The sequence below is a fragment of the Streptomyces sp. NRRL B-1347 genome (assembly GCF_000720325.1).
In the GTDB taxonomy this organism is placed as follows: Bacteria; Actinomycetota; Actinomycetes; order Streptomycetales; family Streptomycetaceae; genus Streptomyces.
The window spans coordinates 161438-186140 of record NZ_JOJM01000003.1 but is presented as its reverse complement, the minus strand read 5'-3'; the positions used below and the strand labels follow the sequence as shown (position 1 = coordinate 186140).

Below are 24703 nucleotides of genomic sequence, written 5' to 3'. Positions count from 1 at the left end.
GCCGCGTGAAGATCTCCGAGCTCAGCCAGAAGACCGGCGTACCGGTCGCCAGCATCAAGTACTTCCGGCGCCAGGGGCTGCTCCCCGCGGGCCGCGCGACGGCCGCCACGCTCGCCGAGTACGGCGACGAGCACGTGCAGCGGCTGCGTCTGATCAAGGCGCTGACGACGCTCGGCGGTCTGTCCATCGCCGCGACCCGGGACGTCCTCGCGGCGGTCGACCAGGCCGATAGCACCGACGGCACCCTCAAGGCGATCAGCTACGCCCTTCCGGTGCCCGTCGCACAGGCCCCGGCCGGTGACGCGGGGCGGGAGACAGAGGACGAAGCGGCCGCGGCGGCGGACGCGGCGGACCTGATCGCGGCCATGGACTGGCAGGTCCCCGATGACTCTCCGCACGTCCAGGGCCTGACGACGGTGCTGCGGGAGCTCAGGCGCCTCGACGCCAACTACCGCCTCGACCGCCTGGCCGCGTACGGCGATCTTGCCCGGTCGATCGCCCGCCTCGACCTCGAACGTGCGGCGGACTTCGACGACTCGCCCGCGCTCGCCGAGCAGGCGGTGATCGTCCTCGCCCTCTCCGGTCCCGTACTCGAACTCCTGCGGCGGCTCGCCCAGGAGGACCAGGTGCGCCGTCGGATGGAGGCGGGGGAGTCCGGCGACGCGTGACCGCCGGGAGTGCCTCGGTCGCGCGGGGCCCGTGGGCCGGTGACGCCGCGAAAACGCGGTGGAGTCCCTCCGCTCTCGCTGGTTAGGGTCGCCGGATGACCACTCGTACCTTCCGCGTCACCGTGCGCGGCGTCTTCGACGCGCTCACGCCCGACCAGCGGGCCGAGCTCCTGGCCCGGGCCGCCGAGCACGACGTGCTGCGGGCCGCCTTCACCCCCGAGGGGCACCTCAGCTACGACATCGCCGCGCGGCCCGCCTTCACCTTCCGCTTCCGGGCGGAGGGGGAGGAAGAGGAGGACATCCTGGAGGCGACCGAGCGCGCTGAAGAGGCGGCGAAGGCGTGGCTGACACAGCGCGGCTACGGCTACAAGAGCCTCCGCTCCCAGGCCGAGGACCTCTCGCAGGCGCCGCTCGGCAAGCGGCAGCGCAGGGCCGCCGCCCAGAAGAGCGCCTGACCCGCCCTTCCCGGCCACGGAAGCTCCGGCGCGGCCCTCACCTGGGGCCGCACGGGGAAGCCTCCCGCGCGGGATCCCCGCCGGAGACGGGATCCCCGTCGGGGGAGGGCCCCTGGGCGGGCTCCTCATCGGTGACGGCACGCGCGCGTGCCTGGTCGCCGCCGCGCCGTGCGGGCCTGCCGAGCGCGACCCCCGCCAACACCAGCGCGAGGCCGCACAGTTGCTGCCCGGTCAGCACCTCCGCGGCGACCACCGTGCCGAGCAGCACACCCGTGAACGGGTTGAGCAGTCCGATCAGACCCACCGTCCCCGCGGGCAGACGGCGGAGGCCCGTGAACCAGGCGGCGAAGGCCAGCGCGGTGGCGACCAGGGCGACATAGGCGAACGCGAGGGCCTCCGACGGGGAGGGCGCGGTGGGCGGGCCCTCCGCGACAGCGGCGGCCGGGAGCAGGAAGAGGCCTCCGGCGGTGAGCTGCCAGGCGGTCGAGGCGAGCACGTCGACGTCCCAGCTCCAGCGTTTGGCCAGGATGTAGCCGAAGGACGACATCAGCATGGCGACGGCCGAGGCCACGACGCCCGGCACGCTCACCCCTTCCACTCCCGTGAGCAGCATCAGGCACACTCCCGCGAGGCCGACGACCGCGCCCGCCAGGTGCCTGGCGCTGGGGCGTTCGGACACCAGGAGCCAGGCGATCAGCATCATCGTCAGCGGGGCCACGGCCATGACCGTGGAGGCGACGCTCGTCGGCAGGAGCTGCGAGGCGACGTAGACGAGGACGAAGAACACGCTCACGTTCAGCAGGCCGAGCACCGCGGAGCGCCACCACCACGCGCCGCGTGGCCGCTGTCGGCGCACGGCGAGGAGCAGCAGCCCGGCGGGCAGCGCACGCAGTGCGGCTCCCCACAGCGGTCGGTCCGCGGGCAGGTAGGCGTGCGTGACGAAGTAGTTGGTGCCCCAGGCCACCGGGGCGACCGCGGTCAGTGCCACCCATCGCGCATTACCTTCCATGGAAGATAATATAGCTTCCCGGGAAGCTAGCATGTGCGCATGGACGAGGTACGTAGGGACGAGGTGCGTATGGGCGAGGTGGGCAGGGAAGGCCCGCAGTCACTGGACCGCGTGGCCCGCATCCAGGCGGACTGGCGCCGCGAGCGGCCCGACGTCGACGTCTCCCCGCAGGCAGTGATCGGCCGGCTGCACCGCCTGGCAGGGCTGCTCACCGAGCGGCTCTGCCTCGTCTATGGGCACTACGGCCTCGGCGAGGGCGAGTTCGACGTGCTGTGCGCGCTGCGCCGTGCCGGAGCGCCGTACGAGCGGGCGCCCGGCGAGCTGGCCGCGCACACCATGGTCACCACCGGCGCGATGACGAAGCGCATCGACCGGCTGGAGCGAGCCGGACTCGTCACCCGGCGCCGCTCCGGCGACGACCAGCGCGGACGGATCGTCGCCCTCACCGAGCCCGGACGCGAGCTGATCGACGAGGCGTTCACCGACCACATGCGCAGCGAGCGCCAGCTGGTGGATCTCCTGACCCCCGCCGAAGCCGCCTCGCTCGAAGCAGTCCTGACGACGTGGCTCTCCCGGATGGAGCGGCCGCACGCGCGTGGCGGTGACTGAGCCGGCCGCCGGGCCGGGAACTCCGTCGCGGCCTCAGATGTAGCCCGCGCGCAACGCGTACGCCACCGCGTGGGTCCGGTTGCGCAGCTGGAGGCGCGAGGTCAGGTTCTGCAGGTCGTTCTTCACCGTGCGTTCGGAGTACGCGAGTTTGGCGGCGACCTCGGCGGTGTCGAAGCCCTCCGCCACCAGCCGGAGGATGTCGACCTCCCGCGGCGTCATCTCCGCGGAGGTCGGCCCCGCCGGAGCGGGTGCGCGGCTCTGGCACCGCCCCATCTGGGTGATGAGCCTGCCCAACAGGTCGGACGGCAAGTCACCGTGGCCCCGGTGGGCCGCGAGGACGGCCCGCAGCAGCCGCGCCGGAGTGGCCTCGTGCCGCCGCACGATCGAGGTGACGCCGCATCCCGCGACGTTCAGCACGTCCGCCCCGCGCATCCGGTCCACCACCAGAACCACCCGCACGTTCTCGGCGTGGACGAGTCTGCGCAGGCTCGCCAGCGTCGTCCCGTCCACGGTGCCGACGACGAGAAGGGCGACCCGGCCGCGGCCCTGCCGCTCGTCGTCCGCCACGGTGATCCCCGCACACTGCCGGAGCTGGCTCACCACCCCGGCCTGCGAGATCGGATCCGATGCGTGCACGGTCACCGGCACCGGCTGCGTCGTGAGAACGCTCTCAACGGTCTGCTGCATGGGCTAGAGCACCTCCATCATCCACGGTGGTCCAGAGGCTCGACGGCGACGGGCACGCAGGCCCGCCGCTCGTTCCTCCGCCCTCAGGTAAGCAGCTGCCGTTGATCCGGACCAAGCGGCGCCACGTGTCGTTCAGTACCGGGCACGTGTCGTCGAGCACCAGGTTGGCGCCCGCCGCTCGCGTCCCGCTGACGTTCCGCTGACGTCCTGAGGCGTGGGCGAGGAGTGTTCCCCGGTGTGGTGTCAGGCCGGTGACGCCTGGAGCGCGTGACGGTCGGCCAGCAGCGCCGCCCGGCGGACCGCGTCAGGGGACGCGGGCAGCAGCGGCAACCGGACGGCAGGGCTGGGAATGCGCTCCTGAGCGTGCAGCACGCCCTTGATCACGGTCGGGTTCGGTTCGGCGAACAGGGCGGCGGAGAAGCGGGCGAGGTCGGCCCCGAGCCTGCGGGCGGGCGCGGCGGAACCGCGCCGCCACAGCGAGATGAGTTCGGCGTAGTCGGCGGTGCGGAGGTTGGCCGACGCGAGGATGCCGCCGTGCGCGCCCGCCGCGACGAGCGGGGAGATGACGACGTCGTCGCCGCCGAGCACGGCGAAGCCCGGCACGGGATCGGCGAGCAGCTCCACCGTGGTCGCGTCGATCGCACCGGTCGCGTGCTTCACCCCGACGACCCCCGGCAGCCGGCCGAGCGCGGCGAGCGCGTCCGCGCTGAGCGGTTGCCCGCTGCGGTACGGGATGTCGTACACGACGAGCGGTACGCCGCCGCCTTCGGCGAGGGCGGTGAAGTGCGCCAGCGTCCCGGCCTCGCCGGGCCGGACGTAGGGCGGCGCGGGCACCAGCGCCGCGGCCACGTCACCGGTGGCCGCGAGCTCGCGCAGCGAGGTGATGGCCGCCGCGGTGTCACCGGTGCCGACCCCGACGATCAGCGGGGCGCCGTGGGCCCGGCAGGCGGCGGCGCAGACGCGCACCACGGTCCGCTTCTCCGCCGCCGTCAGCGTGGCCGACTCCGCGGTCGTGCCGAGGGCGACGAGCCCGGAGGCACCGGCCGAGAGCGCCTCGTCGGCGAGGCGGGCGAGCGCGTCGGGGGCCAGGCGCAGGTCGTCGGTGAAGGGAGTCACCAAGGGGACGTACAGGCCGTTGAAGTTCGGTTCGGGCTTCATGGCCCCACCCTGACCCACACCGACCCAGTAGATCCATTTCTGATTTCTATCCCTATGCCTAAGCTGAACTTATGCTTGATGTACGCCGTCTCCACCTGCTGCGCGAACTGGACCGGCGGGGCACCATCGCCGCCGTGGCCGAGGCGCTGACCTTCACCGCGTCCGCCGTCTCCCAGCAACTGGGCGTGCTGGAACGCGAGGCGGGCGTGCCCCTGCTGGAACGCAGCGGCAGGCGGGTGGTGCTCACCCCCGCGGGCCGGACCCTCGTCACCCACGCCGACGCCGTCCTGCAACGCCTCGAACTGGCCGTCTCCGAGCTGGCCAGCGCCCGCGAGGGCGTCGGCGGGCCGCTGCGCATCGGGACCTTCCCCTCCGGCGGGCACACCATCGTGCCCGCGGCGCTCGCCGAGCTTGCCCGCCACCACCCCGCGCTGGAACCGATGGTGCGGGAGATCGACTCCGCGCGCGTCTCCGACGGCCTGCGGGCCGGTGAACTCGACGTGGCCCTCGTCCACGACTACGACTTCGTACCGGCGTCACCGGACTCCACGGTCGACGAGATCCCCCTGGTGGACGAGCCGATGTACCTCGTCATGGGCGACGCCCGCGCCACGGCCCGGGGCACCGGCCGCGGCGCGACGCTCGCGGAGCTGCTCGGGCCCTGTGCCGAGGTCCCGTGGATCACCGCGCGGGACGGCACCACCGGACACGCCATGGCCGTGCGCGCCTGCCAGGCGGCCGGGTTCCAGCCGAGGATCCGCCACCAGGTCAACGACTTCCGTACGGTCCTCGCCCTGGCCGCCGCCGGGCAGGGAGCCGGATTCGTCCCGGAGACGGCCACGGCACACGGCCCCGCGGGCGTGCTGCTGACCGAACTCCCGCTGTTCCGCAGGTCGAAGGTCGCCTTCCGCGCGGGCGGCGGCAGCCATCCGGCGATCGCCGCGTTCGTGGCCGCGGCGCGAGCGGCGGTGGGCCGCCGGGCCGATGCCACGCACCCCGGCGGACCGCAGCCGACTGCTCCGTGATCACCTACTGAGCCCCGCCCCCCAGGTGAACGCCGTGGTGACCATCCCAAGATTCACTCGTTGGAAGGGGGGTGACAACCGCTCGGCTACAGCCGTTGGAAGGCTTTGTGATCAATGTCCTCAGCACGGCGACGTACGGCGGCACCACCCTCCAGGGGCACCCTGGAACGGACCGAGGCCGCACTGGTCGACCGGTACGCACACCTGGTGCGCCTGGCCTACCTCACCCTCCCGCCCGAACTCGGCAGGCACCGCAAGGTACTTGCCGCACAGGCGCTGGTGCAGCGCGCGCTGCCGCACCTGCCGCGCGTACCCGCGGGCGGGCTCCTGCCCCGGCAGCGCACTGACGGCACGGCCGCCGAAGAGGACTGGCTGCGCGCCCGCGTCCTGCGGTCGGCGCTCGCCTACGACCGGCGCCCGCGTGGCTGGCCCGCACGCGTGCCACCGCCGCGCGCACTCCGCCCCCGCCTCCCGGTGGTATGGGGGCTGCGGCTCTCCCCGCACGCGGGCGGCGCCGAGGAGATCGCGCTCAGCCGGGCGCTCGCCCAAGCCCCGCCCGCCGCGCGCGCCGTCCTCGCGCTGCGCTGCGTCGACGACATGCCGGACGAGCGCGTACGCGAACTGCTCCTGGCCGCGGGGGAGGAGGACCCGGACGCGGCCCTGGCCGCCGCCGAGGACCTGCGCGCACCCGCGGGAGCCGACGCGCGGACCCTGCTGCGGTCCGCGGAGTTCGACGCCTGCTCCGTCCGCACCCGGCCCACCGACCTGCTGCGCCGCAGGCGCCGCGTACGGCTCGCGGGTCTCGTCGCGGCGGTGACGGCGTGCGGCACGGTCCTCACCGTCTCCTCCTCGCCGACGGGCCCGCCCGACGACCCGCAGGCACGCCCGGTACGGGCGGCGCAGGTCACCCCCGCCCAGCTCGTCCGCACCGCCTCCGAAAGCTGGGCCGACACCGCCCGCGTCGACTTCACCGCCTGGCCCGCCAGGGGCGGGCGCACGGACGACGGCGCGCTGCTCGCCCGGGCCCTGGACACCTGGGCCGCGCCACCTCCCGGCACCCCGGTGACGAGGGCGAGGGCCACCGACCTGGTGCCGCCCACGCGCGGTGCCCAACTGCTGTACGCGGGCGACGTCGACGGCCGGGCCGTGGTCCTGCTCCACGACAGCGACCGCGTCGTGCGGTACAGCGAACCCCTCACCTCCTCCGGCCGCCCGGCCCTGGAGGTCGCCCGCACCGACGACGCCGGAGTCACCACCGCAGCCGCCCTCGTCGTCGCACGCCACGACGGAACCGTGCGCTATCTCACCGCGCCCTGGATCGCCGACGCGCAGACCCGGGACCTGCTGCGCCCCGACACCCCCGGCCGCCCCCTGCCCACCACGAAGGACGGCGTCACGGACCCCGTCGCCGCGCCCGCGTCCGGCGGCGCCTGCGCAGGCTTGCCGGTGCTCCAACTCCGGTCGTCCGTACGGATCGTGGAGAAGCACGCCTTCCTCGTCACCGACCTCGGCGGACTCGCCCCCGCCCACCTCACCTACACCCCGTCCCCGCACACCGGCGCCCCCGCGCGGCAGCCGCGCGAGGCCACGGGCCCCGCCGCGCTCGCGGCCTGGGCCCGCACTGCGTGCGACCTGCGCGGGCTGCGCGACCACGGCGTCCGCGCGGTGAACCTGTGGGACTTCGCGGAGCAGGACCTGCCCGAGCGCGGCGGCCGCGCCGTCTGGTCCTGCACCCGTGCCGCCACATGGGCCGGGCCCGGCGACATCCAGGTGCACCTGCGCCCGCCCGCGCGCTCCGCCACAAGCCCCGCCCGCCTCGTGGCCCGCGACCGGTCCACCGCCGCCTGCAGCCGCTTCGGCCAGCACATCGTGGCGAGGACCGACTGGACGACGGCCTCCGGGCGCCGCTATCTGCTGGCGGCGGGCAGCAGGGACATCCGTGAGCTCACCGTCACCGGAGACGCCCGCGCCACCGAGAACGGCACCACCCTCGCCGTCCGCGCCCCCGAGGACGCGACCCTCTCCGTACGCGGCCGCACCAAGGACGGCGCGAACCTGCGGGCGGTGGGCGGACCCCGGAAACCCTAGGGTGTCCGACCGGGCGTGTCGGCGTAGCCTGGCCCCGCCATCGCGAGGACGCGGTGTGTCCGTGGGGGAGGGTGACATGAAGTCCCTTGGTTCCAGAGCCCGTTGGCTTGCCTCGCTGTTGGCCGCCGGGGTGCTGATGTGCACCGGCGGAGGCGTCGCCGTCGCGCACCCGGACCCGGTCCCGGGCGTCGAGCACCTGATTCCCCTGCCGACGGCCACGTCCGCGCGTGCGCCGCTGGTCAGCGCGGACGGCACCACGGCGTACGTCGGCGCGAACGAGGCCACCGGCACCAAGCTGTACGTCGTCGACACCCAGACCGGGGAGATCGCCGCGGAGGTGCCCACGAGCACCGGACGGTGGGCCGGGCCCATGGTGTTCGGCGCCCGCGGCAGGCTCATCTACCTGGTCACCGAAGGCACCCTCAACGTGTTCGACACGGCCAGCGACACCCTGCGCGCCAGCATCCCCGTCCCCGACCAGCCGCGGCCCCCGGGCACCCGGCCGGGGTCGCTCTCGCGCATGGCCATCAGCCCGGACGGGACGACGGTCTACCTGGACCAGAGCGGGCCGCACGACAACGGCCCGAGCGCGGGCCCCTCCCGGCTCCTCGTGTTCTCCACGGCGCGGCGCGCGTTCACCGCCACCGTGCCGCTGCCCGGCGAGAGCCCGCGCGACATCGTCGTACGGCCGAACGGCAGGGACGCATACGTCAGCGGCGACGCCGGCCTGGTCCACCTGGACACCTCGACGGGCGTCCCGAAGGTGGTGCGCACCATCGCGGCCACCGGCTTCGCCGACGAACTGGCGCTCACCCCCGACGGCCGCCGCCTGTACGCGCTGAGCAAGCCGGACGGTCGCGCCGCCGTGGTCGACCTCACCCGTGACCGCGTCCGGACCACCATCGACTTCCGGTCGGACTTCTCACCCGTCCTGAGCCCGGCCGTGAGCCGGGACGGCACCCGCTTCCACGTGCTCGTGGACGACCACAGGACCGCGCCGAAGGTGCTGTCCTACGACACGGCCACCCACACCCAGGTCACCGACGAGACGGTCACCGGCTTCGCGGTGGAACGGGCGTCGGGCCTGACCGTGGGCCCCGACGGCGAGACGCTGTACATCACCGGCACCAACTACGCCGACGACCCCGGCGTGTACCTCCAGATCGTCGCCTTCTGAGCGGGCCCGCCGGGGAACGCCCCGCCGGGGATGCTCAGTCCAGGAGCTTCGCCACGATGCGGTCGAGCGCCTCGATGTCCTCGCGGGGCAGGGCGAGCAAGTCGTCGGGCGGGGTGGTGAGGATGGAGATGGCGAGGTCGGCCTTCGCCTGCCCGTCGTCGGTGAGGTGGACCAGCTTGGAGCGGCGGTCGGTGGGGTTGGTGATGCGCTCGGCCAGGCCCCGCCGCACCAGGTCGTCGACGATGACCGTGGTGTAGGGCGGGTCCGAGCCCATCCGCTCGGCCAGTTCGCGCAGGCTGATCGGGCCCGGGGCGAGGCGGCGCAGCGCCCGGACGCGGCTGAAGCTCATGCCGAGGGCCTCGGAGACGGCCTTGCGGAGCTGGTAGCGCTCCAGCAGGAGCGTGTTCAGCCCCTGCCAGGCACGGGCTGCCGCCCTGGCGATGTCGTCGTCCCCCGCGGGGGCCTTGTCGGCGTGGTGCTCCATCAGACGTTCAGTGGCTCCTTGCTCTCCTCCGCGGCGAACTGCCGCGCTGTGCGCCGCGCCGTCGCCCGGCCCCAGCGGCCGGTAGTGAGCGTACCCATGATCAGCACGGCGGCACCGCAGCCGGCGACGATCCACCACGCGGTCCGGCCCGCGTCGATGAAGGACGCCGTGTCCGTGCGGGCCGCACCGGCCATGAGGGCGCCGATGACGGCCACCCCGAAGGTCTGGCCGATCTGCCGGCTGGTGGAGGCCACGGCCGCCGCGACCCCCGCCTGCTCGCGGGGCATCCCCGACACCGCGGTGTTGGTGATGGGCGCGTTGACCAGGCCGAAGCCCGTACCGAAGAGCAGATACGCGACGACGAGCACGGCCACCGGAAGACGCTCGGAGTAGGTGAGCGCCTGGAGCACGGCGCTCGCGCACAGCGCCGCCCCCGCGAGCAGCAGCGGAGTGCGCGGCCCCCGCGAGGCCACGAGGCGGCCTGACACCGGCGCGGCCAGCATCGCCATGACCGCCATGGGCAGCATGAAGAGCCCGGCGTGCAGGGCGTCGTACTGCCGCACGTTCTGCAGGTACAAGGAGCTGACGAACAGGAAGCCGCCGAGGGCGGCGAACGTGACCACCGCGATCGCGATGGCTCCCGAGAACGGTGCGGAGCGGAAGAAGCGCAGGTCGATGAGGGGGTCGCTGCGCCGCGGCTCGTACCAGAGCAGACCGAGGAGCGCGCACAGCGCCGCGGCCGCGCAGCCGACGACGAGGGGCGAGGCCCAGCCGAGGTGGGGCGACTCGATGATCGCGTACGTGAGCGCGGCGAGGAGCACGGCGATGAGGACCTGGCCGAACGGATCCGCCCGGCGGGCCCGCGACGCCCGTGACTCCGGGACGTACCGCCGGGTCAGGGACAGCGCGGCCAGGCCGATCGGCACGTTGAGCCAGAAGATCGACCGCCAGCCGATCGACTCCACCAGGGCTCCGCCGACGATCGGCCCCGCGGCCATGCTGACGCCCACGACGGCGCTCCACACGCCGATGGCGCGGGCGCGCTGCCGGGCGTCGGTGAAGGTGTTGGTGATGATCGACATGGCGACGGGGTTCAGCATCGAGCCGCCGACGGCCTGGAGGATCCGCGCGACGACGAGCCAGCCGAGCCCGGGGGCGAGGCTGCACAGCAGGGACGCCGCGGTGAAGACGACGAGCCCCACCTGGAAGACCCGGCGGCGGCCGACGCGGTCGGCGGTCGACCCGGAGAACATCAACAGGCTTGCGAGGACCAGGGTGTAGGCGTCGACCGTCCACTGCAGGCCGGACACCGAAGTGTGCAGGTCCCGCTGGACGGAGGGCAGGGCGACGTTCAGGATCGTGTTGTCGAGGCTGACGATCAGCAGGCTCATGCAGCAGATGGCGAGCACGAGCCAGGGCCGTCGAGGGATGGCGTCCGGCATGACGGAGCTCCGATTTACTTGTGTTAGTGAAATCATTGTGAGCATACAAGTAAATGGGCGGGGCTGTCGCGCGGCCGTCCCGGCGCGGTGGTGTCACGTCGGACCTGCTGCGGCCATCTCCACGAGGCCCGCGCGCAGTTGGAGCGGCTCCTCGCCCTGCCGGTGGGGGAGTGCCTCGCCCGCGCCCGTGCCCAGTGGGGCTTCGGCGTCCGGTGCCTGGAGGACGCCACCCGCTTCGGCCGGGCGGAGCAGCGGCTCGCCGCGACGCGCGCGTACTGCGACTACCAGCTGTCGCTGGTCGCCCTGGGTCGGGACCGGCCCGTACGCGCCGCACGGCACGCGCGCCCCTCTGGCGCGCGGTCGGACATAGTCAGCGGGGCATGCCCGAACTCCGCCAGGTCCGCGAGCGGTGCTGGCGGACCGTACGCACCGCCATCGGCAACGAGACCTTCGAGCAGCACTTCCGCCGCGGCACGCGCGCGGAGCCGACGGCGGTGCTCGCACTGGCCGTGGAGGGCCGCCCGACCGGCGGCGGGGGCACCGGCTGAGAGCCGGACCCCCGCGCTACTCCGCCTGGAGCGAACGCTCCGCGGAGAGCCGGGCCTCGAAGCCGTCGAGGATGGCCCGCAGGCCGAACGCGAAGCTGTCGTCGGGCGCTGCGGCGTACTGCTCGGCGGAGACCGTGCCGAGGCGGGCGCGCAGCCGCGGGTACGCCTCGGCGACCTCGGCGGCCTGGGTCATGGCGTCGGCCATCAACTGCTCGGCGTTCGCCCCGTTCTTGCCGAGGCGGCGCTTGAGGGAGACCTCCGCGGCGGGGCCGAGCGCGCTGCCGAGGACGAAGATGAACACCGTGGCGGCGGCCCGGTCCGCGTCGGCGGGGCTGAAGCCCGCCTTCTCGTAGACGGCGAGGCTGAGGTCGTCGAAGCGCGCCTGGCCGGGGCCGTGCATGAGGTGGCTGCCGAACGCCTGGCCGAGCCAGGGGTGCCGGGTGAGCATCGCGTGCATGGCGGTGGCCTGGGCGGCGGCGGCCGTGCGCCAGTCCGTGGCGTCGAGGTCGGGCAGCTCGACCTCCAGCCAGACCGCGTCGCTGGCGAGCCGGACCAGCTCGTCCTTGGTCTTGATGTGCCAGTAGACGGCGGTGGCGGCCGAGCCGAGCCGTCCGGCCAGGCTGCGCATGTTCAGGCCGTCCAGGCCCTCGTCGTCCAGCAGCTCGATGGCCGCACGGACGATCCGGTCTGCGGTGAGCGTGTCTCGCGGCATGGCCACCACCCTACTTGCACTTAGTTCATGCCTGCCCTTGCACTTAGTTCAAGTGGCGGTCTACGCTGCACTCGTACTTAGTTCAAGTGCTCGAAGGGGGAGCGATGTCGCAGCAGCAGCTGGCGGAAGCCGTCGAGGCGCGGGCCACGGAGTTCGGGGTGCCCGGGGTGTCCGTCGGGGTCCTGGTGGACGGCGAGGAGATCTTCGCCTCGCACGGGGTGACGAGCCTCGGCAACCCGACGCCGGTCGACGAGAAGACGCTGTTCCACCTGGCGTCGGTGTCCAAGACGTTCACCGCGACCGCGCTGATGCGCCTGGTCGCCGAGGGGAAGGTCGACCTGGACGCGCCGGTGCGGCGCTACGTCCCCGAGCTGCGGCTCGCCGACGAGGACGCGGCGCGCCGGATCACCGTCCTGAACCTGCTCAACCACACCGCGGGCCTGGACTGGAACCTCATCGACGACGGCCGGGGCGACCGCTCCCTGGCCGGGCTCGTGGCGAAGCTGCACGAACTGCCCCTGATCGCGCCGCCCGGCACCCGCGCCTCGTACAGCCAGGCCGGGTACAACCTGGTCGGGCGGATCATCGAGAAGGTCACGGACCTTCCCTTCGAGCAGGCCGTGGCCTCGCTCGTGCTGGATCCCGTCGGCCTCTCGGACACCGTGTACGGCCTGGCCGAGGTGATGGTCCGCAAGTTCGCGGTCGGCTACAACCGCGACGACGACGGCGCGCTGCGGCCCGCCCGGCCGTGGGGAGCCTTCAAAGAGGGCGCCCGGGCCGACAACCCCGGCGGCGGCATCGCCTCGTCGGCGAGCGACCTGCTGCGCTGGGCCCGGTTCCAACTCGGCGACGGCGAGGGCGTGTTGCCCGCCGATGCGCTGCACCGGATGCGGGAGCGGACGGTCGAGCTGCGCTCCAGCTCGCTCGGCGACGGCTTCGGCATCTGCTGGTTCCTGCACGACCTGGACGGCGTCCAGGCGATCGGGCACGGCGGCTCGGGCACCGGGCAGTTCGCCGAGCTGCTCATCGTGCCGGAGCGGAACTTCGCGGTGGTCGCCCTGTCGAACCTCGGCCCGGACGGCTACACCTGCAACCAGTCCGTGGTGAAGTGGGCCCTGGAGCACTACCTCGGCGTCGTCGAGAAGGAGCCGGAGCCGGTCCCGTACGACGAGACGCTGGCCCGGCAGGTCACCGGCCGCTACGACATCGACGCCATGAACGTCGACGTCGCCACCGACGGCACCCGCCTCACCCTGGCCGTCGAGATCAAGCCGGAGATCCGCGAGGCCTCGGACGAGGAGATGCCCCCCGGCTACCCGCCCGCGGCCATCGCCTTCCTCCCCGGCGACGGCGACGAATACGTCGTCCTGGAAGGCGGCCTCAAGGGCGAGCGCGGCTACTTCTCCCGCGACCCCCACGACACGATCACCGGCATCGACCTCGGCGGCCGCCTCTTCAACCGGGTGCGACAGGAGCCCTGACCGGCGGACGGCTGTGGGGCCTCCGGGCCCCGGCCGGGAACCGAACCCAGAAGGAGAAGGCGCACCATGACAGCCGAGCAGACCGGGACGCCGGACAACACCGCGGTGCGCACGGCCCTCTGGCGGGCGCTGCACCTTGAGGCCGACGCGCCGCCGCACGTGGTGAAGGACGAGGTCGGCCTGCGGCTCGCGGCCCCCGACGACGGCTGGCGCGAGCGGCCGGACATGGACCCGCGGACCACCCGCGGCTTCCGCGCGGCCATCGTCGCCCGCGCCCGCTTCGTCGAGGACCTCGTCGCCGAGCAGGCCGACCGCGGCGTCACCCAGTACGTCATCCTCGGGGCAGGCCTGGACACCTTCGCCCAGCGCGAGCCGGAACTCGCCTCGCGGCTGCACGTCTTCGAGGTCGACAAGCCCGGCACCCAGGCCTGGAAGCGCCGCCGCCTGGCCGAACTCGGCTACGGCATCCCCGACCGGCTGCACCTGGTGCCCGTCGACTTCGAGTCCGGCGAGTCCTGGCCCGAACGCCTCGCCGCCGCCGGGTTCGACCCCGGGCGACCTGCGGTCGTCGTCTCCACCGGCGTCAGCATGTACCTCACGAAGGACACCACCACCGCCACCCTGCGCGAGATCGCCGGGCTCGCCCCCGGCTCCACGCTCGCCATGACCTTCATGCTGCCGACCGAGCTCGTCGACGCGTCCGACCGGCCCGGCCTGGCGGCGAGCGCGGCGGGCGCGCGGGCGTCCGGCACGCCGTTCATCAGCTTCTACGCCCCGCAGGACCTGCTCGAACTGGCCTGTCAGGTCGGCTTCAGGGACGCCCGGCACATCTCCGGCGGCGCCCTCGCCGAGCGCTACTTCGCGGGCCGCGCCGACGGCCTCCGCCCGTCGACCGGAGAGGACCTCCTGCTGGCCACCACCTGACCCGCGGGGGCGGGGCTCAGGGCTGCTCCAAATAGCCCGCGAGCGCACCACGGCTGCGCCGGAGGTCGTCGATGCGCTCGTCCATGACCGCCAACTCCCGGTCCAGGAGCGCCCGCAGATCCGCGCACCAGTCGAACCCTGGCTGCTCGCCCCGGGTGCAGGGCAGCACCACGCGGATCACCTCGGTGGTCAGACCCGCGTCGAGCAGGGCCCGCACCTTGCGGACGGTCACGACCGCGTCCTCGGCGTACTCGCGATAGCCGTTGGAGCCGCGCTCCACCTCAAGGAGGCCCTGGGCCTCGTAGTACCGCAACAGCCTCGTGCTGACCCCGGTACGCCGGGACAACTCCCCGATCAGCATCCGCTCCCGCCCTGTCCGCCTTGACCTTGTCACCGATGTGAAGGCTTAACGTCACCCCGTGACCAGGCATTCCACGCCTGGCGATCCACGTCACGGGAGCACGGCATGACCTCGTTCGTCACCCACCTCGACGGCCGCCCGGCCACCGCCGAAGAGCTGGCGCCGCTCGCCTTCGCGGGCTTCGCCCACTTCACCGCCGCGCAGGTGCGCGCCGGCCGGGTGCGCGGACTCGACCTCCACCTGCGGCGACTGCGGCTCGCCTCCGAGCAGCTCTTCGGCCGCGCGCTGCCCGACGACCGGGTGCGCGCCCTGCTGCGGACGGCGATCGAGGCCGGTCCCGATAACCACTCGCTGACGGCGACGCTGTACTCGCGGGCGGGCGAGTTCACCGCCGCCGGGCCGGACGCGGAGCCCGCCGTCCTCGTCCGCACGGGACCGGCGTCCTCCGGCCCCGCAGACCCGCTGTCCCTCGCCGCCGTCGAGCACGAGCGGGACCTCCCCGCCGTGAAGCACGTGGGCGAGGTCGCCAAGACGCACCTCCTGCGGCAGGCCGTCGCCGAGGGCTTCGACGACGCCGCCTTCGTCGACCGCAGGGGCCGGCTCAGCGAGGCGACCATCTGGAACCTGGCCTTCTGGGACGGCTCCGCCGTGGTCTGGCCCGTCGCCGACGTCCTCACGGGCACCACCATGAGCATCGTCCGCCGCCAACTGGAGCGCCTCGGCGTCCCGCAGCACGAGCGGGAGGTCACCCCCGCCGACCTGCCGTCGCTGTCCGGGGCCGTCGTCATGAACTCCTGGACCCCCGGCGTCCCGGTCCATCGCATCGGCTCCACCCCGCTCCCCGAGGCCCCGGACTTCCTGGACCTGCTGCACAAGGCGTACGAGGCGGAGCCGCTGGTGCGTCCCTAGGGAGCCGCCAGCCAGGACAGCAGGCGCCCCCGCGACCAGCAGCGGCCCAGGGCCTCGGCGTGGAGGGTCGAGTGGCGGAACACGGTCAGGCCGATGACGCTGTGGCCGGAGGCGGGGCGGTCGCCGAGGGTCGGGGCCGCCGGTGCGACTCCGACCCCTTCCACCGACACCCACGCCACCGCCCGGCCGACCGCCGCCGCGTGCAGGCGGTGGAGGAAGCGCAGGCGGCTCTCCACCGGGAAGTCCGACAGCGCCCACGTCGTGGTGACGACGGGGAGGGCACCGGCGGGCACCGCGGCGACGGCCTCGGGCAGCACGTCGACGGCGTCGCCGCGCAGCAGCAGCGGAGGAGCCGTCGCCGCCAACGCCATCTCCGCCGCGAGCCGGGCGATCCGCTCCGGCTGATCCGGCCCCAGGCAGGCACGCAACCAGCGGGCGTCATCCGCGTCGGTCACGTCGAACGGATCGAGGTCGACGCCGACGCGGGCGACCACCTCGGGCATCGCCGAGGCGGGGACCGGCCGGCCGCCCACGACGGACGGCGACAGCTGCACGGGAGACGACGGGTCGCCCAGCGAGGTGCCGTCGCTGTACGTGATGCCCACGCGATCGACGTTGAGATTGAGCCCGGCCGAACAGCCCACGTCGATCAGGCCGACCGCGTCCGCGCCCGCCCGGCGCGCCGCCTCCGCGACGGCCGGGTACAGCACGCCGCAGCGCCCGGCCTCGTCGGTCCGCGTCCGTCGGCGTACGGCGGTGGCCACGACGGCGTCGGTCATGTGCAGCAGCGTGTCGATCGCCGCGCGGGCGGCGGCGTCGGCGTCCGCCGCGGCATAGGCCGCGGCCAGCGCCGGAGCGCGTCCGGCGAGGGCGAGGTCGTACAGCGCGGCGAGGATCACCCGGGGGTGCCGCTTGCGCGCCGGTGCCTCCCCGATGGCGCGCAGCGCCGCGTCGGACTCGCTCAGGGCGAGGGCGACGCGCTCGTACAGCGGCGACGTCCCGGCGGCCTCGACCTCGCCGAAGCGCCGGTACGTCCGGGCGAGCGTGCGGGCCTTCCCTCCGGGAACGGCGCTTCCTGCGGTCGGTCCTGGCATCCCGCGACAGTAGCTGCCGAAGCCGCTCGTAGGGGGACCGGGTGCCGCCGCGTCCGATGACGTCGGCACCCGGGCGCGTTCCGGGAGGCGCCTGGTATGACTGGTGCATGCAGGAAGAGACCGCGCGGTCCGCGATCGACACGTTCATCTCCGCGTTCAACGCCTCGAACGACAGTTACGTGACCACGCTGCTGGCCCAGGCCCTGACCTCGGACGTGGTGTTCTGGGGGCCGTTGGGCCGCAGCGAGGGGATCGAGGCGGTCGAGCGGTTCGTCCTCGACATCCGGAGGCACCCGGCGGGCACCGGCACGATGGTGCGCTGCTCGGCGGTGGACATGCCGGACGAATGGGCGCGATACCAGTGGGTGTTCACCACACCCGACGAGGGCCCACGGCTCGCGGGCACGGACGTCGTCCACCTCCGCCGCAGCCTCATCGACCAGATCATCGTCTTCGCGGGCGAGATCAAGCCGACCTAGGGAGGTCTCCGCCCGAGCGGAGACCTCCGCCTGAGCGGCCGCGCCGACCGTGCGGGCCCTCCTCAGCCCCGCTCGTGGACGTGGAAGCCGCGGCCGGACTTCCGGCCGAGGAGGCCCGCCTCCACCATGCGCTGGAGCAGCGGCGGCGGCGCGTACAGCGGCTCGCGGAACTCGTCGTAGAGGGACTCCGCGATCGAGGCCACGGTGTCCAGGCCGATCAGGTCCGCGAGCTTCAGCGGGCCCATGGGGTGGGCGCAGCCCAGCTCCATGCCCGCGTCGATGTCCGCGGCCGTGGCGAAGCCGGACTCCGCCATCCGCACCGCGGCCAGCAGATAGGGGATGAGCAGCGCGTTGACGACGAAGCCCGCCCGGTCCTTGGAGCGGATCACCGTCTTGCCGAGCGCGCGGGCCGCGAAGTCCTCGGCCGCGGCGACCGTCGCGGCGGAGGTGTGCAGCGAGGTCACGACCTCCACCAGCGGCAGCACGGGTACGGGGTTGAAGAAGTGCAGGCCCACGACCCGGTCCGCACGAGCGGTCGCCATGCCGAGCCGCGTGACCGGCAGGGACGAGGTGTTGGTGGCGAGGACGGCGGCCGGATCCTCGACGATCTTGTCGAGGGCGGCGAAGACCTCGGTCTTGGCGTCCGGGTTCTCCACGACGGCCTCGACGACCAGCTGCCGGTCGGCCAGGTCCTCCAGGCTGCCGGTGAACACCGTGCGGTCGAGCGCGTCACGCGCCGCCGTGCGCTCCAGCTTGCCGCGCCGCACCGCGCGGTCGAGCGACGCCGCGACCCGGTCCCGGGCGGCGCGGGCCGCGACCGCGTCCACCTCGCAGACCACCGTGTCCAGGCCCGCCCGCGCGCACACCTCGGCGATGCCCGCCCCCATCTGCCCGCCGCCGACCACGCCGACGCGCCGGACGCCCCCGCTCACGCCCCGGCCCCCGTCCGCCGCACCAGGTGCCGCGCGTACGCGTCCGGAGTGAAGAACTGCGGCAACTCGACGGACAGCGCGGTCCGTTCGAAGAGCGCGCGGACCTCGTCGAGGGGAGCCCACGGGTACGCGCCGCCGAGCGCGGCGACCTCGTCGTCGAGGAGCCGGAGCACCGTCTCCTTGTCGATCACCTGGTGCCGCAGCCACTGCCAGACCTGCGTCCGGGCGAGCTCGGCGGTGGCCGTGTCCTCCATGAGGCCGTACAGGGCGACGGCGCCCCGGCCGCGCAGCCAGGCGGCGAAGTACCGCAGCGCCACAGCGATGTTGGTGCGCACGCCCTCCGGCGTGGGCGGTCCGCTGACGCGCCGCACCGAGAGCAGGTCGGCGGCGGTGACCGCCACGTCGTCTCGCGTGCGGTCGATCTGGTGCGGCCGCTCGCCGAGGACGCCGTCGAACACCGCGCGGCACGTGGACACGAGCCCGGGGTGGGCGACCCGGGAGCCGTCGAAGCCGCCCTCGGCCTCCCGCTCCTTGTCGAGGCGCACGGTGGCGAGGGCCGCCTCCCGGGCGGCCGGATCCCGGTCCGGCACCTGGGCCGCCATGCCGCCGACGGCGTGGGCGCCCCGCCGGTGACAGGTGCGCACCAGGAGATCGGTGTACGCCCGCAGGAACGGGGCGGTCATGGTGACCTCGGCGCGGTCGGGCAGCAGGAAGTCGGGGCGGTGGCCGAACGTCTTGATCAGGCTGAACAGATGGTCCGAGCGGCCCGCGTTGAGCCCGGCCGCGTGCTCGCGCAGTTCGTAGAGGATCTCCTCCATCTCGAACGCGGCGGTGATCGTCTCGATCAGGACGGTGGCGCGGACCGTCCCCCGGGGGATGCCGAGGAGTTCCTGGGCGAGCAGGAACACGTCGTTCCACAGCCGGGCCTCGTAGCGGTTCTCCAGCTTGGGCAGGGAGAAGTACGGGCCGTGGCCCGCGTCGAGCTGCGGCCGCGCGCAGTGGAAGAAGTACAGGCCGAAGTCGACGAGCGCGGCGGGCACGGACCGGCCCGCGTACTCCAGGTGCGCCTCGTCCAGGTGCAGGCCGCGCGGCCGGACCACGAGGGTGGCGGGCCGCCCGGCGAGCCGGTACTCCTTGCCGTCGTCGGCCGTGGCGAAGCCGATGCGCCGCTCGACCACGTCACGCAGGACGAGCTGGCCGCCGACGATGTTGTCCCAGGTGGGGGATGTGGCGTCCGCGAAGTCCGCTGTCCACACCCGCGCACCGGAGTTGAGGGCGTCGACGGCCGCGCGGCGTTCGGGCGGGCCGGTGATCTCGACGCGGCGGTCGGTGAGGCCCGGGGCGGGCGGTGCCACGCGCCACGTCGGGTCGGCGCGGACGGCGGTGGTGGCCAGGGGGAAGTCGAGCGGGGAGCCGCCGGCCAGGCGCAGGGCCTGGCGGCGGCGCTCCTTGAGCAGCTCCTGCCGCCGCTGGCCGAACGCGGCGGCGAGGCGGCCGACGAAGTCCAGTGCGGCGGGCGTGAGGATCTCGTCGTGGCGCTCGCCGAAGGGCGCGCGGACGCGGACGTCATGGGTGAGGGTGCTGGTGGTCATTGGACTCTCCGGTACTGGACGGACTCTCCCGAGCCGAGCTGCGGACCGGCGCCGGGCGCCCGGCGCCGGTCCGCGGGGCGCCTAGTGGAATTGCTCCTCCTCGGTGGAGCCCGCGAGCGCGGTGGTGGAGGAGGCCGGATTGACGGCGGTGGAGACCAGGTCGAAGTAGCCGGTGCCGACCTCGCGCTGGTGCCGGACCGCGGTGAAGCCGTGCTCCTGGGCGGCGAACTCCCGCTCCTGGAGGTCCACGTACGCCGTCATGCCGTGCTCGGCGTAGCCGCGGGCGAGGTCGAACATCCCGTGGTTGAGGGAGTGGAACCCGGCCAGGGTGATGAACTGGAACCGGTAGCCCATCGCGCCCAGCTCGCGCTGGAACTTGGCGATCTGGTCGTCGTCGAGCGCGGCCTTCCAGTTGAAGGACGGCGAGCAGTTGTACGCCAGCATCTGGTCCGGGTGGCGGGCGTGGACGGCCTCGGCGAACTCGCGGGCCTGGGCCAGGTCGGGCGTTCCGGTCTCGACCCAGAGGAGATCGGCGTACGGGGCGTAGGCCAGGCCGCGGGCGATGACGGCCGCCATGCCGTTGCGGACGCGGTAGAAGCCCTCCGCGGTGCGCTCGCCGGTGACGAACTCGGCGTCGCGCTCGTCGACGTCGCTGGTGAGCAGATTGGCGGCGAGCGCGTCCGTGCGGGCGACGACGAGCGTCGGGACGTCGGCGATGTCGGCGGCGAGGCGTGCCGCGTTGAGGGTGCGGACGTGCTGGGCGGTGGGCACGAGGACCTTCCCGCCAAGGTGGCCGCACTTCTTCTCGGAGGCGAGCTGGTCCTCGTAGTGGATGCCCGCGGCACCGGCGGCGATCATCGCCTTGGTCAGCTCGAAGGCGTTGAGCGGACCGCCGAAGCCCGCCTCGGCGTCGGCGACGACCGGCGCGAGCCAGTCCACGGAGGTGTCGCCCTCGGAGGTGGCGATCTGGTCGGCGCGCAGCAGCGCGTTGTTGATCCGGCGCACCACCTGGGGAACGGAGTTGGCGGGGTACAGGCTCTGGTCCGGGTAGGTGTGACCGGCCTGGTTGGCGTCGGCGGCGACCTGCCAGCCGGACAGGTAGATCGCCTGGAGCCCGGCCTTGACCTGCTGCACGGCCTGCCCGCCGGTCAGCGCGCCGAGCGCGTGCACGTAGTCGCGCTCGTGGAGCTGGCGCCACAGCCGCTCGGCGCCGCGCCGGGCCAGGGTGTGCTCCTCGCGCACGCTGCCGGAGAGCCGGATCACGTCCTCGGCGCTGTACGTGCGCTCGATGCCCCGCCACCTCGGGTCGGTGGCCCAGCGCCGCGCGAGCTCCTCGGCCGCCTGCGTCCTCGCCTCTGCCATGACTGTCACCGTCTCCTCGGTTGTGGCGTCTGCCAACTCCGTCGCGCACTCGGCCCGGGATTGGCACTGCGTGTCTCATCAAGCACGTTCGGAAGGCGCGGCCCGCCGTCACCCCGGTGGGGCGAAGGTGAGCAACGCTGCCGGTACGAGCCGCCGCCGATATCGGGAACTCCGCTGTCAGGGCGGTGAATTGAGTCCCGGTGCCGGGCGGCGCCTGCCGGGTCCGGCGGGCCGCACTGAGACTCTGGCACTGGCACTGAGTGCCATCAATGATGGAGGCGTGCCAAGTTCTGCGCATCTTCCCGCTCCGGATTGCCAAGCTTGCGAAGGGTGCGACGGGCGCCGTTTCGCCTACGCTGGCCCGGACCCCGGACCCCGGACCCCGGACCCCGGACCCCGGACCCCGGACCCCGGACCAGGCCGGGGCTCGATCCCATCCGTCCCGGACACGGAGGAGCGCGCGGTGAGCAAGACCTACGCGGGAGCACGACTGCGCAGGCTCCGCGAGGAGCGCCGCCTCAGCCAGGCGGAACTCGCGCGCGTCCTGGGCATCTCGCCGAGCTATCTGAACCAGATGGAGCACGACTCCCGGCCGCTGACCGTCCCCGTCCTGCTCCGGGTCACCGAGACCTTCGGCGTCGACCCGGGCTTCTTCTCCGAGCGCGACACGACCCGCCTGGTCGCGGATCTGCGCGAGGCGCTGACCGCGGAGATCGGCGCGTCCCGGGTCTCCACCTCCGACCTCGCCGAACTCGCCACCCGCATGCCGGAGGTGGCGCGGGTGCTCCTCGACCTCGGCCGCCGCAACCAGCTCCTGTCCGAGCGCGTCGCCGGGGCCGCCGAAGGGCGCGCCGCCGCCGAGGCGCCCCGCTCGCCCCACGAGGAGATCCGCGACTTCTTCTACCGCCGCCAGAACTACCTGCACGACACCGACCTCGCCGCCGAGCGCCTCGCCGAGGAGATCGGCATCCGGCCCGGCGAGGTCCTGCGAGCCCTGGCGGCCCGACTCTCCGACACCCACGGCGTTCGCCTGTCGGCCGGGGCCGGCGGCCATCTGCACCACTACGACGCGGCGACCCGGACCCTCCACCTCTCCACCCGGCTGCGGCCCGGCCAGCGCGCCTTCCGCATGGCCACCCAGCTCGCCCTGCTCGAATACGGCGACGGACTCGACGGGCAGGCCGCCGACGACTTCACGCCCGGCTCACCCGCCCACACCCTGGCCCGGATCGGCATCGCCCACTACTTCGCCGCCGCCGTGATCCTGCCGTACGCCGCCTTCCACGAGGCGGCCGAGGAGGCCCGCTACGACATCGAACGCCTCACCGACCGCTACGGCCTCGGCTACGAGACCGTCTGCCACCGCCTGAGCACCCTGCAGCGGCCCCGGCTCCGCGGCGTCCCGTTCTCCTTCGTCCGCGTCGACCGCGCGGGCAACATGTCCAAGCGCCAGTCCGCCACCGCCTTCCACTTCTCCCGGGCCGGCGGCACCTGCCCGCTGTGGAACGTCTACGAGGCCTTCGCCGCGCCCGGCCGCATCCACGTCCAGGTCGCCGAAATGCCCGACGGGCAGCGCTACTTGTGGACCGCCAGGGCGATCACCCGGCACCGCGGCGGCTGGGGCGAGCCCGGCAGGACGTACGCCATCGGCCTCGGCTGCGAGATCCGCCACGCCCACCGGGTCGTCTACTCCGAAGGGCTCGACCTCGAAAGCGACACCGCGGTCACCCCCATCGGCATGGGCTGCCGCGTCTGCGAACGCCTCGACTGCCCCCAGCGCGCGGCACCCCCGCTCGGCCGCTCCCTGCGCATCGACCAGCACAGCAGCACGTTCGTCCCCTATCCGGTGGCCGACGAGCAGCGCTGAACGCCCCGTCCGTACACACTTCCTGACGAGGCGTCAAGACACTTTGCAGGCCTGTCCCGTGTGCAGTGCGGTGGTCGCCGTGGTGATGATGTCGTCGAGGCGGTTCCGGGTGTCCTTGAGGTCGTCGATCCGGCGGTCGATGCGGTCGCGCTCGCCCGCGAGCCAGGTGATGAGCTCCGGCGTCGCCTCGCCCGTGGCCACGCACGGCAGGAGTTCGCGGATCGACCTGCTCGGCAGGCCCGCGCGGTACAGCTGCTGGATCCGCTGGACGCGGTCCACGGCGCGGGCCCCGTAGTGCCGTTGACCGCTCGGGCTGCGCTCGGCAGCGAGCAGGCCCTGCTCCTCGTAGTACCGCAGTGACCGCACGCTCACCCCGGTGCGGGTCGCGAGTTCGCCGATGCGCATGCCGCCTCCCCTGTGGCCTCTCTCACCTTGCCCCTGACGTCCATGTCAGGTTTTAGCGTAGCCGACGAACGGGCCGGGAGCCCCGGCCCGCCCATCCGCTACCGGGAGGCACCACCATGACCAGCCTTTTCGAGGGATTGCGCCTCGGTGAACTCGCCCTGCCGAACCGGGTCGTGATGGCCCCCATGACCCGGGCGAGGGCAGGGACGGACGGGCTGCCGACGGCGTCGACCGCCACCCACTACGCGCGGCGCGCCACCGCCGGACTCATCGTCAGCGAAGGCGTCCAGCCGAGCCTGGTCGGCCAGTCCAACCCGAACACCCCCGGCCTGTACAACGACGCGCAGGTCACCGCCTGGCGGCCGGTCACCTCCGCGGTGCACACCAACGGCGGCCGCATCTTCGCCCAGATCATGCACGGCGGCCGCGTGGGGCACCCGGAGGTCGCCGGGCAGCGGCCCGTGGGCCCCTCGGCGGTCGCGCTGCGCGGCGAGGTGTTCGCCGGCGCCGACTTCGGCCGCCTGCCCGCGCCCGTGCCGCGCGCCCTGTCGACGAAGGAGGTCGGGGGAGAGGTGGCGGTGTACGCGGACGCGGCACGCCGCGCCGTGTCCGCGGGCTTCGACGGCGTCGAACTGCACGGCGCGAACGGCTACTTGATCCAGCAGTTCCTCTCTTCCAACGCCAATCTCCGCACCGACGCCTACGGCGGCTCCGTCGCGGGCCGCATCCGGTTCGCCGTCGAGGCCGCGGAGGCGACCGCCGACGCCGTCGGCGCCGAGCGCGTCGGCATCCGCCTCTCCCCCGGCGGCCAGGTCTGGGACATCGTCGAGGACGACGTGCCGGACCTGTACGCCGCGCTGTTCGACGCTCTCGCCCCGCTCGGCCTGGCCTACGTCCACGTCCTGGTGACCGCGTCCGATGACGTCCTCATGGAGCTGCGCAAGCGCTGGCCCACCGCTTTCATCGTGAACCCCGGCGGCCAGATCGGCGAGACGGTGGGCGACCTGGCGCAGGGCGAGCACTGGCTGTCCCGGGGCGCGGACCTGGTCAGCTACGGCCGCGCCTACCTGGGCAACCCCGACCTGGTCGAGCGCTTCCGCACCGGCGCCCCGCTGCGCACGGTCGAGCGGGACCTGTGGTTCCAGGGAGGGGACTCGGGCTACCTCGACTGACGACCCCGACGCGCCCCGGCACAGCGGAAAGGCCTGTCCGCTGTGGAGCGATTCCTCCGCATT

The 24703-nt window shown here is 73.6% G+C and carries 26 protein-coding genes; 13 read left to right on the top strand and 13 right to left on the bottom strand.

Annotated features, from left to right (window positions below; translation table 11 throughout):
- Positions 1 to 5: 5 nt before the first annotated feature.
- Positions 6 to 668, top strand: coding sequence for a MerR family transcriptional regulator (locus IG74_RS0103380; RefSeq protein WP_030669312.1), 663 nt, complete (start codon positions 6 to 8; stop codon positions 666 to 668).
- Positions 669 to 763: 95 nt separating this feature from the next.
- Positions 764 to 1123, top strand: coding sequence for a DUF6204 family protein (locus tag IG74_RS0103375; RefSeq protein WP_030669309.1), 360 nt, complete (start codon positions 764 to 766; stop codon positions 1121 to 1123).
- Between the two features lie 37 nt (positions 1124 to 1160).
- Here the strand turns inward: IG74_RS0103375 and IG74_RS0103370 are convergent, their stop codons facing one another.
- Positions 1161 to 2132 carry a DMT family transporter gene (locus IG74_RS0103370; protein WP_078868542.1) on the bottom strand — a complete coding sequence of 324 codons (972 nt, stop codon included), beginning with the start codon at positions 2130 to 2132 and terminating at the stop codon, positions 1161 to 1163.
- A gap of 69 nt (positions 2133 to 2201) precedes the next feature.
- Between IG74_RS0103370 and IG74_RS0103365 the strand changes: the two genes are divergently transcribed.
- Entirely contained in the window at positions 2202 to 2741 is a 540-nt protein-coding gene (locus IG74_RS0103365) for a MarR family winged helix-turn-helix transcriptional regulator (protein ID WP_030669304.1), read from the top strand.
- A gap of 33 nt (positions 2742 to 2774) precedes the next feature.
- Here the strand turns inward: IG74_RS0103365 and IG74_RS0103360 are convergent, their stop codons facing one another.
- Together IG74_RS0103360 and IG74_RS0103355 are read right to left on the bottom strand one after the other, a co-directional pair.
- Entirely contained in the window at positions 2775 to 3428 is a 654-nt protein-coding gene (locus IG74_RS0103360) for a helix-turn-helix transcriptional regulator (protein WP_030669301.1), read from the bottom strand.
- A 243-nt stretch (positions 3429 to 3671) separates the two neighbouring features.
- On the bottom strand, positions 3672 to 4586 hold the full coding sequence (locus IG74_RS0103355) for a 4-hydroxy-tetrahydrodipicolinate synthase family protein (RefSeq protein ID WP_030669297.1): 915 nt from the start codon (positions 4584 to 4586) through the stop codon (positions 3672 to 3674).
- 71 nt (positions 4587 to 4657) lie between these two features.
- Between IG74_RS0103355 and IG74_RS0103350 the strand changes: the two genes are divergently transcribed.
- The 3 genes from IG74_RS0103350 to IG74_RS0103340 all read left to right on the top strand — a co-directional run bounded on the left by IG74_RS0103350 (position 4658) and on the right by IG74_RS0103340 (position 8876).
- On the top strand, positions 4658 to 5611 hold the full coding sequence (locus IG74_RS0103350) for a LysR family transcriptional regulator (RefSeq protein WP_030669293.1): 954 nt from the start codon (positions 4658 to 4660) through the stop codon (positions 5609 to 5611).
- Positions 5612 to 5725: 114 nt separating this feature from the next.
- Positions 5726 to 7699, top strand: a complete 1974-nt coding sequence (locus IG74_RS0103345) for a hypothetical protein (protein ID WP_030669290.1) — start codon at positions 5726 to 5728, stop codon at positions 7697 to 7699.
- A gap of 76 nt (positions 7700 to 7775) precedes the next feature.
- Entirely contained in the window at positions 7776 to 8876 is a 1101-nt protein-coding gene (locus tag IG74_RS0103340; RefSeq protein WP_158857405.1) for a YncE family protein, read from the top strand.
- Between the two features lie 34 nt (positions 8877 to 8910).
- Here the strand turns inward: IG74_RS0103340 and IG74_RS0103335 are convergent, their stop codons facing one another.
- The 3 genes from IG74_RS0103335 to IG74_RS51865 form a co-directional block, all read right to left on the bottom strand.
- Entirely contained in the window at positions 8911 to 9360 is a 450-nt protein-coding gene (locus IG74_RS0103335) for a MarR family winged helix-turn-helix transcriptional regulator (RefSeq protein WP_051854495.1), read from the bottom strand.
- The gene (locus IG74_RS0103330; protein ID WP_030669281.1) at positions 9360 to 10802 is read right to left on the bottom strand and encodes an MFS transporter; all 1443 of its coding nucleotides are present in this window, start codon (positions 10800 to 10802) and stop codon (positions 9360 to 9362) included. Before IG74_RS0103330 ends, IG74_RS0103335 begins: the two co-directional genes overlap by 1 nt.
- A gap of 93 nt (positions 10803 to 10895) precedes the next feature.
- Positions 10896 to 11141: a hypothetical protein gene (locus IG74_RS51865; protein ID WP_158857403.1), complete on the bottom strand. Its 246-nt coding sequence runs from the start codon at positions 11139 to 11141 to the stop codon at positions 10896 to 10898.
- 41 nt (positions 11142 to 11182) lie between these two features.
- Between IG74_RS51865 and IG74_RS51860 the strand changes: the two genes are divergently transcribed.
- On the top strand, positions 11183 to 11350 hold the full coding sequence (locus tag IG74_RS51860; protein ID WP_158857401.1) for a hypothetical protein: 168 nt from the start codon (positions 11183 to 11185) through the stop codon (positions 11348 to 11350).
- Positions 11351 to 11366: 16 nt separating this feature from the next.
- On the opposite strand, the gene IG74_RS0103320 is transcribed toward IG74_RS51860, so the two are convergent.
- Positions 11367 to 12062, bottom strand: coding sequence for a TetR/AcrR family transcriptional regulator C-terminal domain-containing protein (locus IG74_RS0103320; protein ID WP_030669277.1), 696 nt, complete (start codon positions 12060 to 12062; stop codon positions 11367 to 11369).
- Positions 12063 to 12166: 104 nt separating this feature from the next.
- On the opposite strand from IG74_RS0103320, the gene IG74_RS0103315 reads away from it, so the two are divergent.
- Both IG74_RS0103315 and IG74_RS0103310 read left to right on the top strand, forming a co-directional pair.
- Positions 12167 to 13543 (top strand): serine hydrolase domain-containing protein, encoded by a 1377-nt coding sequence (locus IG74_RS0103315; RefSeq protein WP_030669274.1) that lies wholly within the window; start codon positions 12167 to 12169, stop codon positions 13541 to 13543.
- 66 nt (positions 13544 to 13609) lie between these two features.
- Entirely contained in the window at positions 13610 to 14467 is an 858-nt protein-coding gene (locus IG74_RS0103310) for a class I SAM-dependent methyltransferase (RefSeq protein WP_030669270.1), read from the top strand.
- Between the two features lie 16 nt (positions 14468 to 14483).
- Here IG74_RS0103310 and IG74_RS0103305 read toward each other — a convergent pair whose 3' ends face one another.
- Positions 14484 to 14828 (bottom strand): MerR family transcriptional regulator, encoded by a 345-nt coding sequence (locus IG74_RS0103305; RefSeq protein ID WP_030669257.1) that lies wholly within the window; start codon positions 14826 to 14828, stop codon positions 14484 to 14486.
- 105 nt (positions 14829 to 14933) lie between these two features.
- On the opposite strand from IG74_RS0103305, the gene IG74_RS0103300 reads away from it, so the two are divergent.
- A complete protein-coding gene (locus IG74_RS0103300; RefSeq protein WP_030669254.1) occupies positions 14934 to 15737 on the top strand; it encodes an aminotransferase class IV family protein in 804 nt (267 codons plus the stop codon).
- Here IG74_RS0103300 and IG74_RS45470 read toward each other — a convergent pair.
- A complete protein-coding gene (locus IG74_RS45470; RefSeq protein WP_030669242.1) occupies positions 15734 to 16831 on the bottom strand; it encodes a DUF2332 domain-containing protein in 1098 nt (365 codons plus the stop codon). The genes IG74_RS0103300 and IG74_RS45470 overlap by 4 nt on opposite strands.
- A 107-nt stretch (positions 16832 to 16938) precedes the next feature.
- Between IG74_RS45470 and IG74_RS0103290 the strand changes: the two genes are divergently transcribed.
- The gene (locus IG74_RS0103290) at positions 16939 to 17310 is read left to right on the top strand and encodes a hypothetical protein (RefSeq protein ID WP_030669241.1); all 372 of its coding nucleotides are present in this window, start codon (positions 16939 to 16941) and stop codon (positions 17308 to 17310) included.
- A gap of 62 nt (positions 17311 to 17372) precedes the next feature.
- Here IG74_RS0103290 and IG74_RS0103285 read toward each other — a convergent pair whose 3' ends face one another.
- The 3 genes from IG74_RS0103285 to aceA form a co-directional block, all read right to left on the bottom strand.
- Entirely contained in the window at positions 17373 to 18242 is an 870-nt protein-coding gene (locus IG74_RS0103285) for a 3-hydroxybutyryl-CoA dehydrogenase (protein WP_030669240.1), read from the bottom strand.
- Positions 18239 to 19834, bottom strand: a complete 1596-nt coding sequence (aceB, locus tag IG74_RS0103280) for a malate synthase A (protein WP_030669238.1) — start codon at positions 19832 to 19834, stop codon at positions 18239 to 18241. Before aceB ends, IG74_RS0103285 begins: the two co-directional genes overlap by 4 nt.
- An 81-nt stretch (positions 19835 to 19915) precedes the next feature.
- Positions 19916 to 21196 carry an isocitrate lyase gene (gene aceA, locus IG74_RS0103275; protein ID WP_030669236.1) on the bottom strand — a complete coding sequence of 427 codons (1281 nt, stop codon included), beginning with the start codon at positions 21194 to 21196 and terminating at the stop codon, positions 19916 to 19918.
- Positions 21197 to 21659: 463 nt separating this feature from the next.
- Here aceA and IG74_RS0103270 point away from each other — a divergent pair, with 463 nt between their 5' ends.
- Positions 21660 to 23063: a short-chain fatty acyl-CoA regulator family protein gene (locus tag IG74_RS0103270; protein ID WP_030669234.1), complete on the top strand. Its 1404-nt coding sequence runs from the start codon at positions 21660 to 21662 to the stop codon at positions 23061 to 23063.
- Between the two features lie 33 nt (positions 23064 to 23096).
- Here the strand turns inward: IG74_RS0103270 and IG74_RS0103265 are convergent, their stop codons facing one another.
- Positions 23097 to 23468 (bottom strand): MerR family transcriptional regulator, encoded by a 372-nt coding sequence (locus IG74_RS0103265; RefSeq protein WP_030669232.1) that lies wholly within the window; start codon positions 23466 to 23468, stop codon positions 23097 to 23099.
- Between the two features lie 116 nt (positions 23469 to 23584).
- Here IG74_RS0103265 and IG74_RS0103260 point away from each other — a divergent pair, with 116 nt between their 5' ends.
- Positions 23585 to 24640 (top strand): alkene reductase, encoded by a 1056-nt coding sequence (locus IG74_RS0103260; RefSeq protein ID WP_030669230.1) that lies wholly within the window; start codon positions 23585 to 23587, stop codon positions 24638 to 24640.
- Positions 24641 to 24703: the final 63 nt, after the last annotated feature.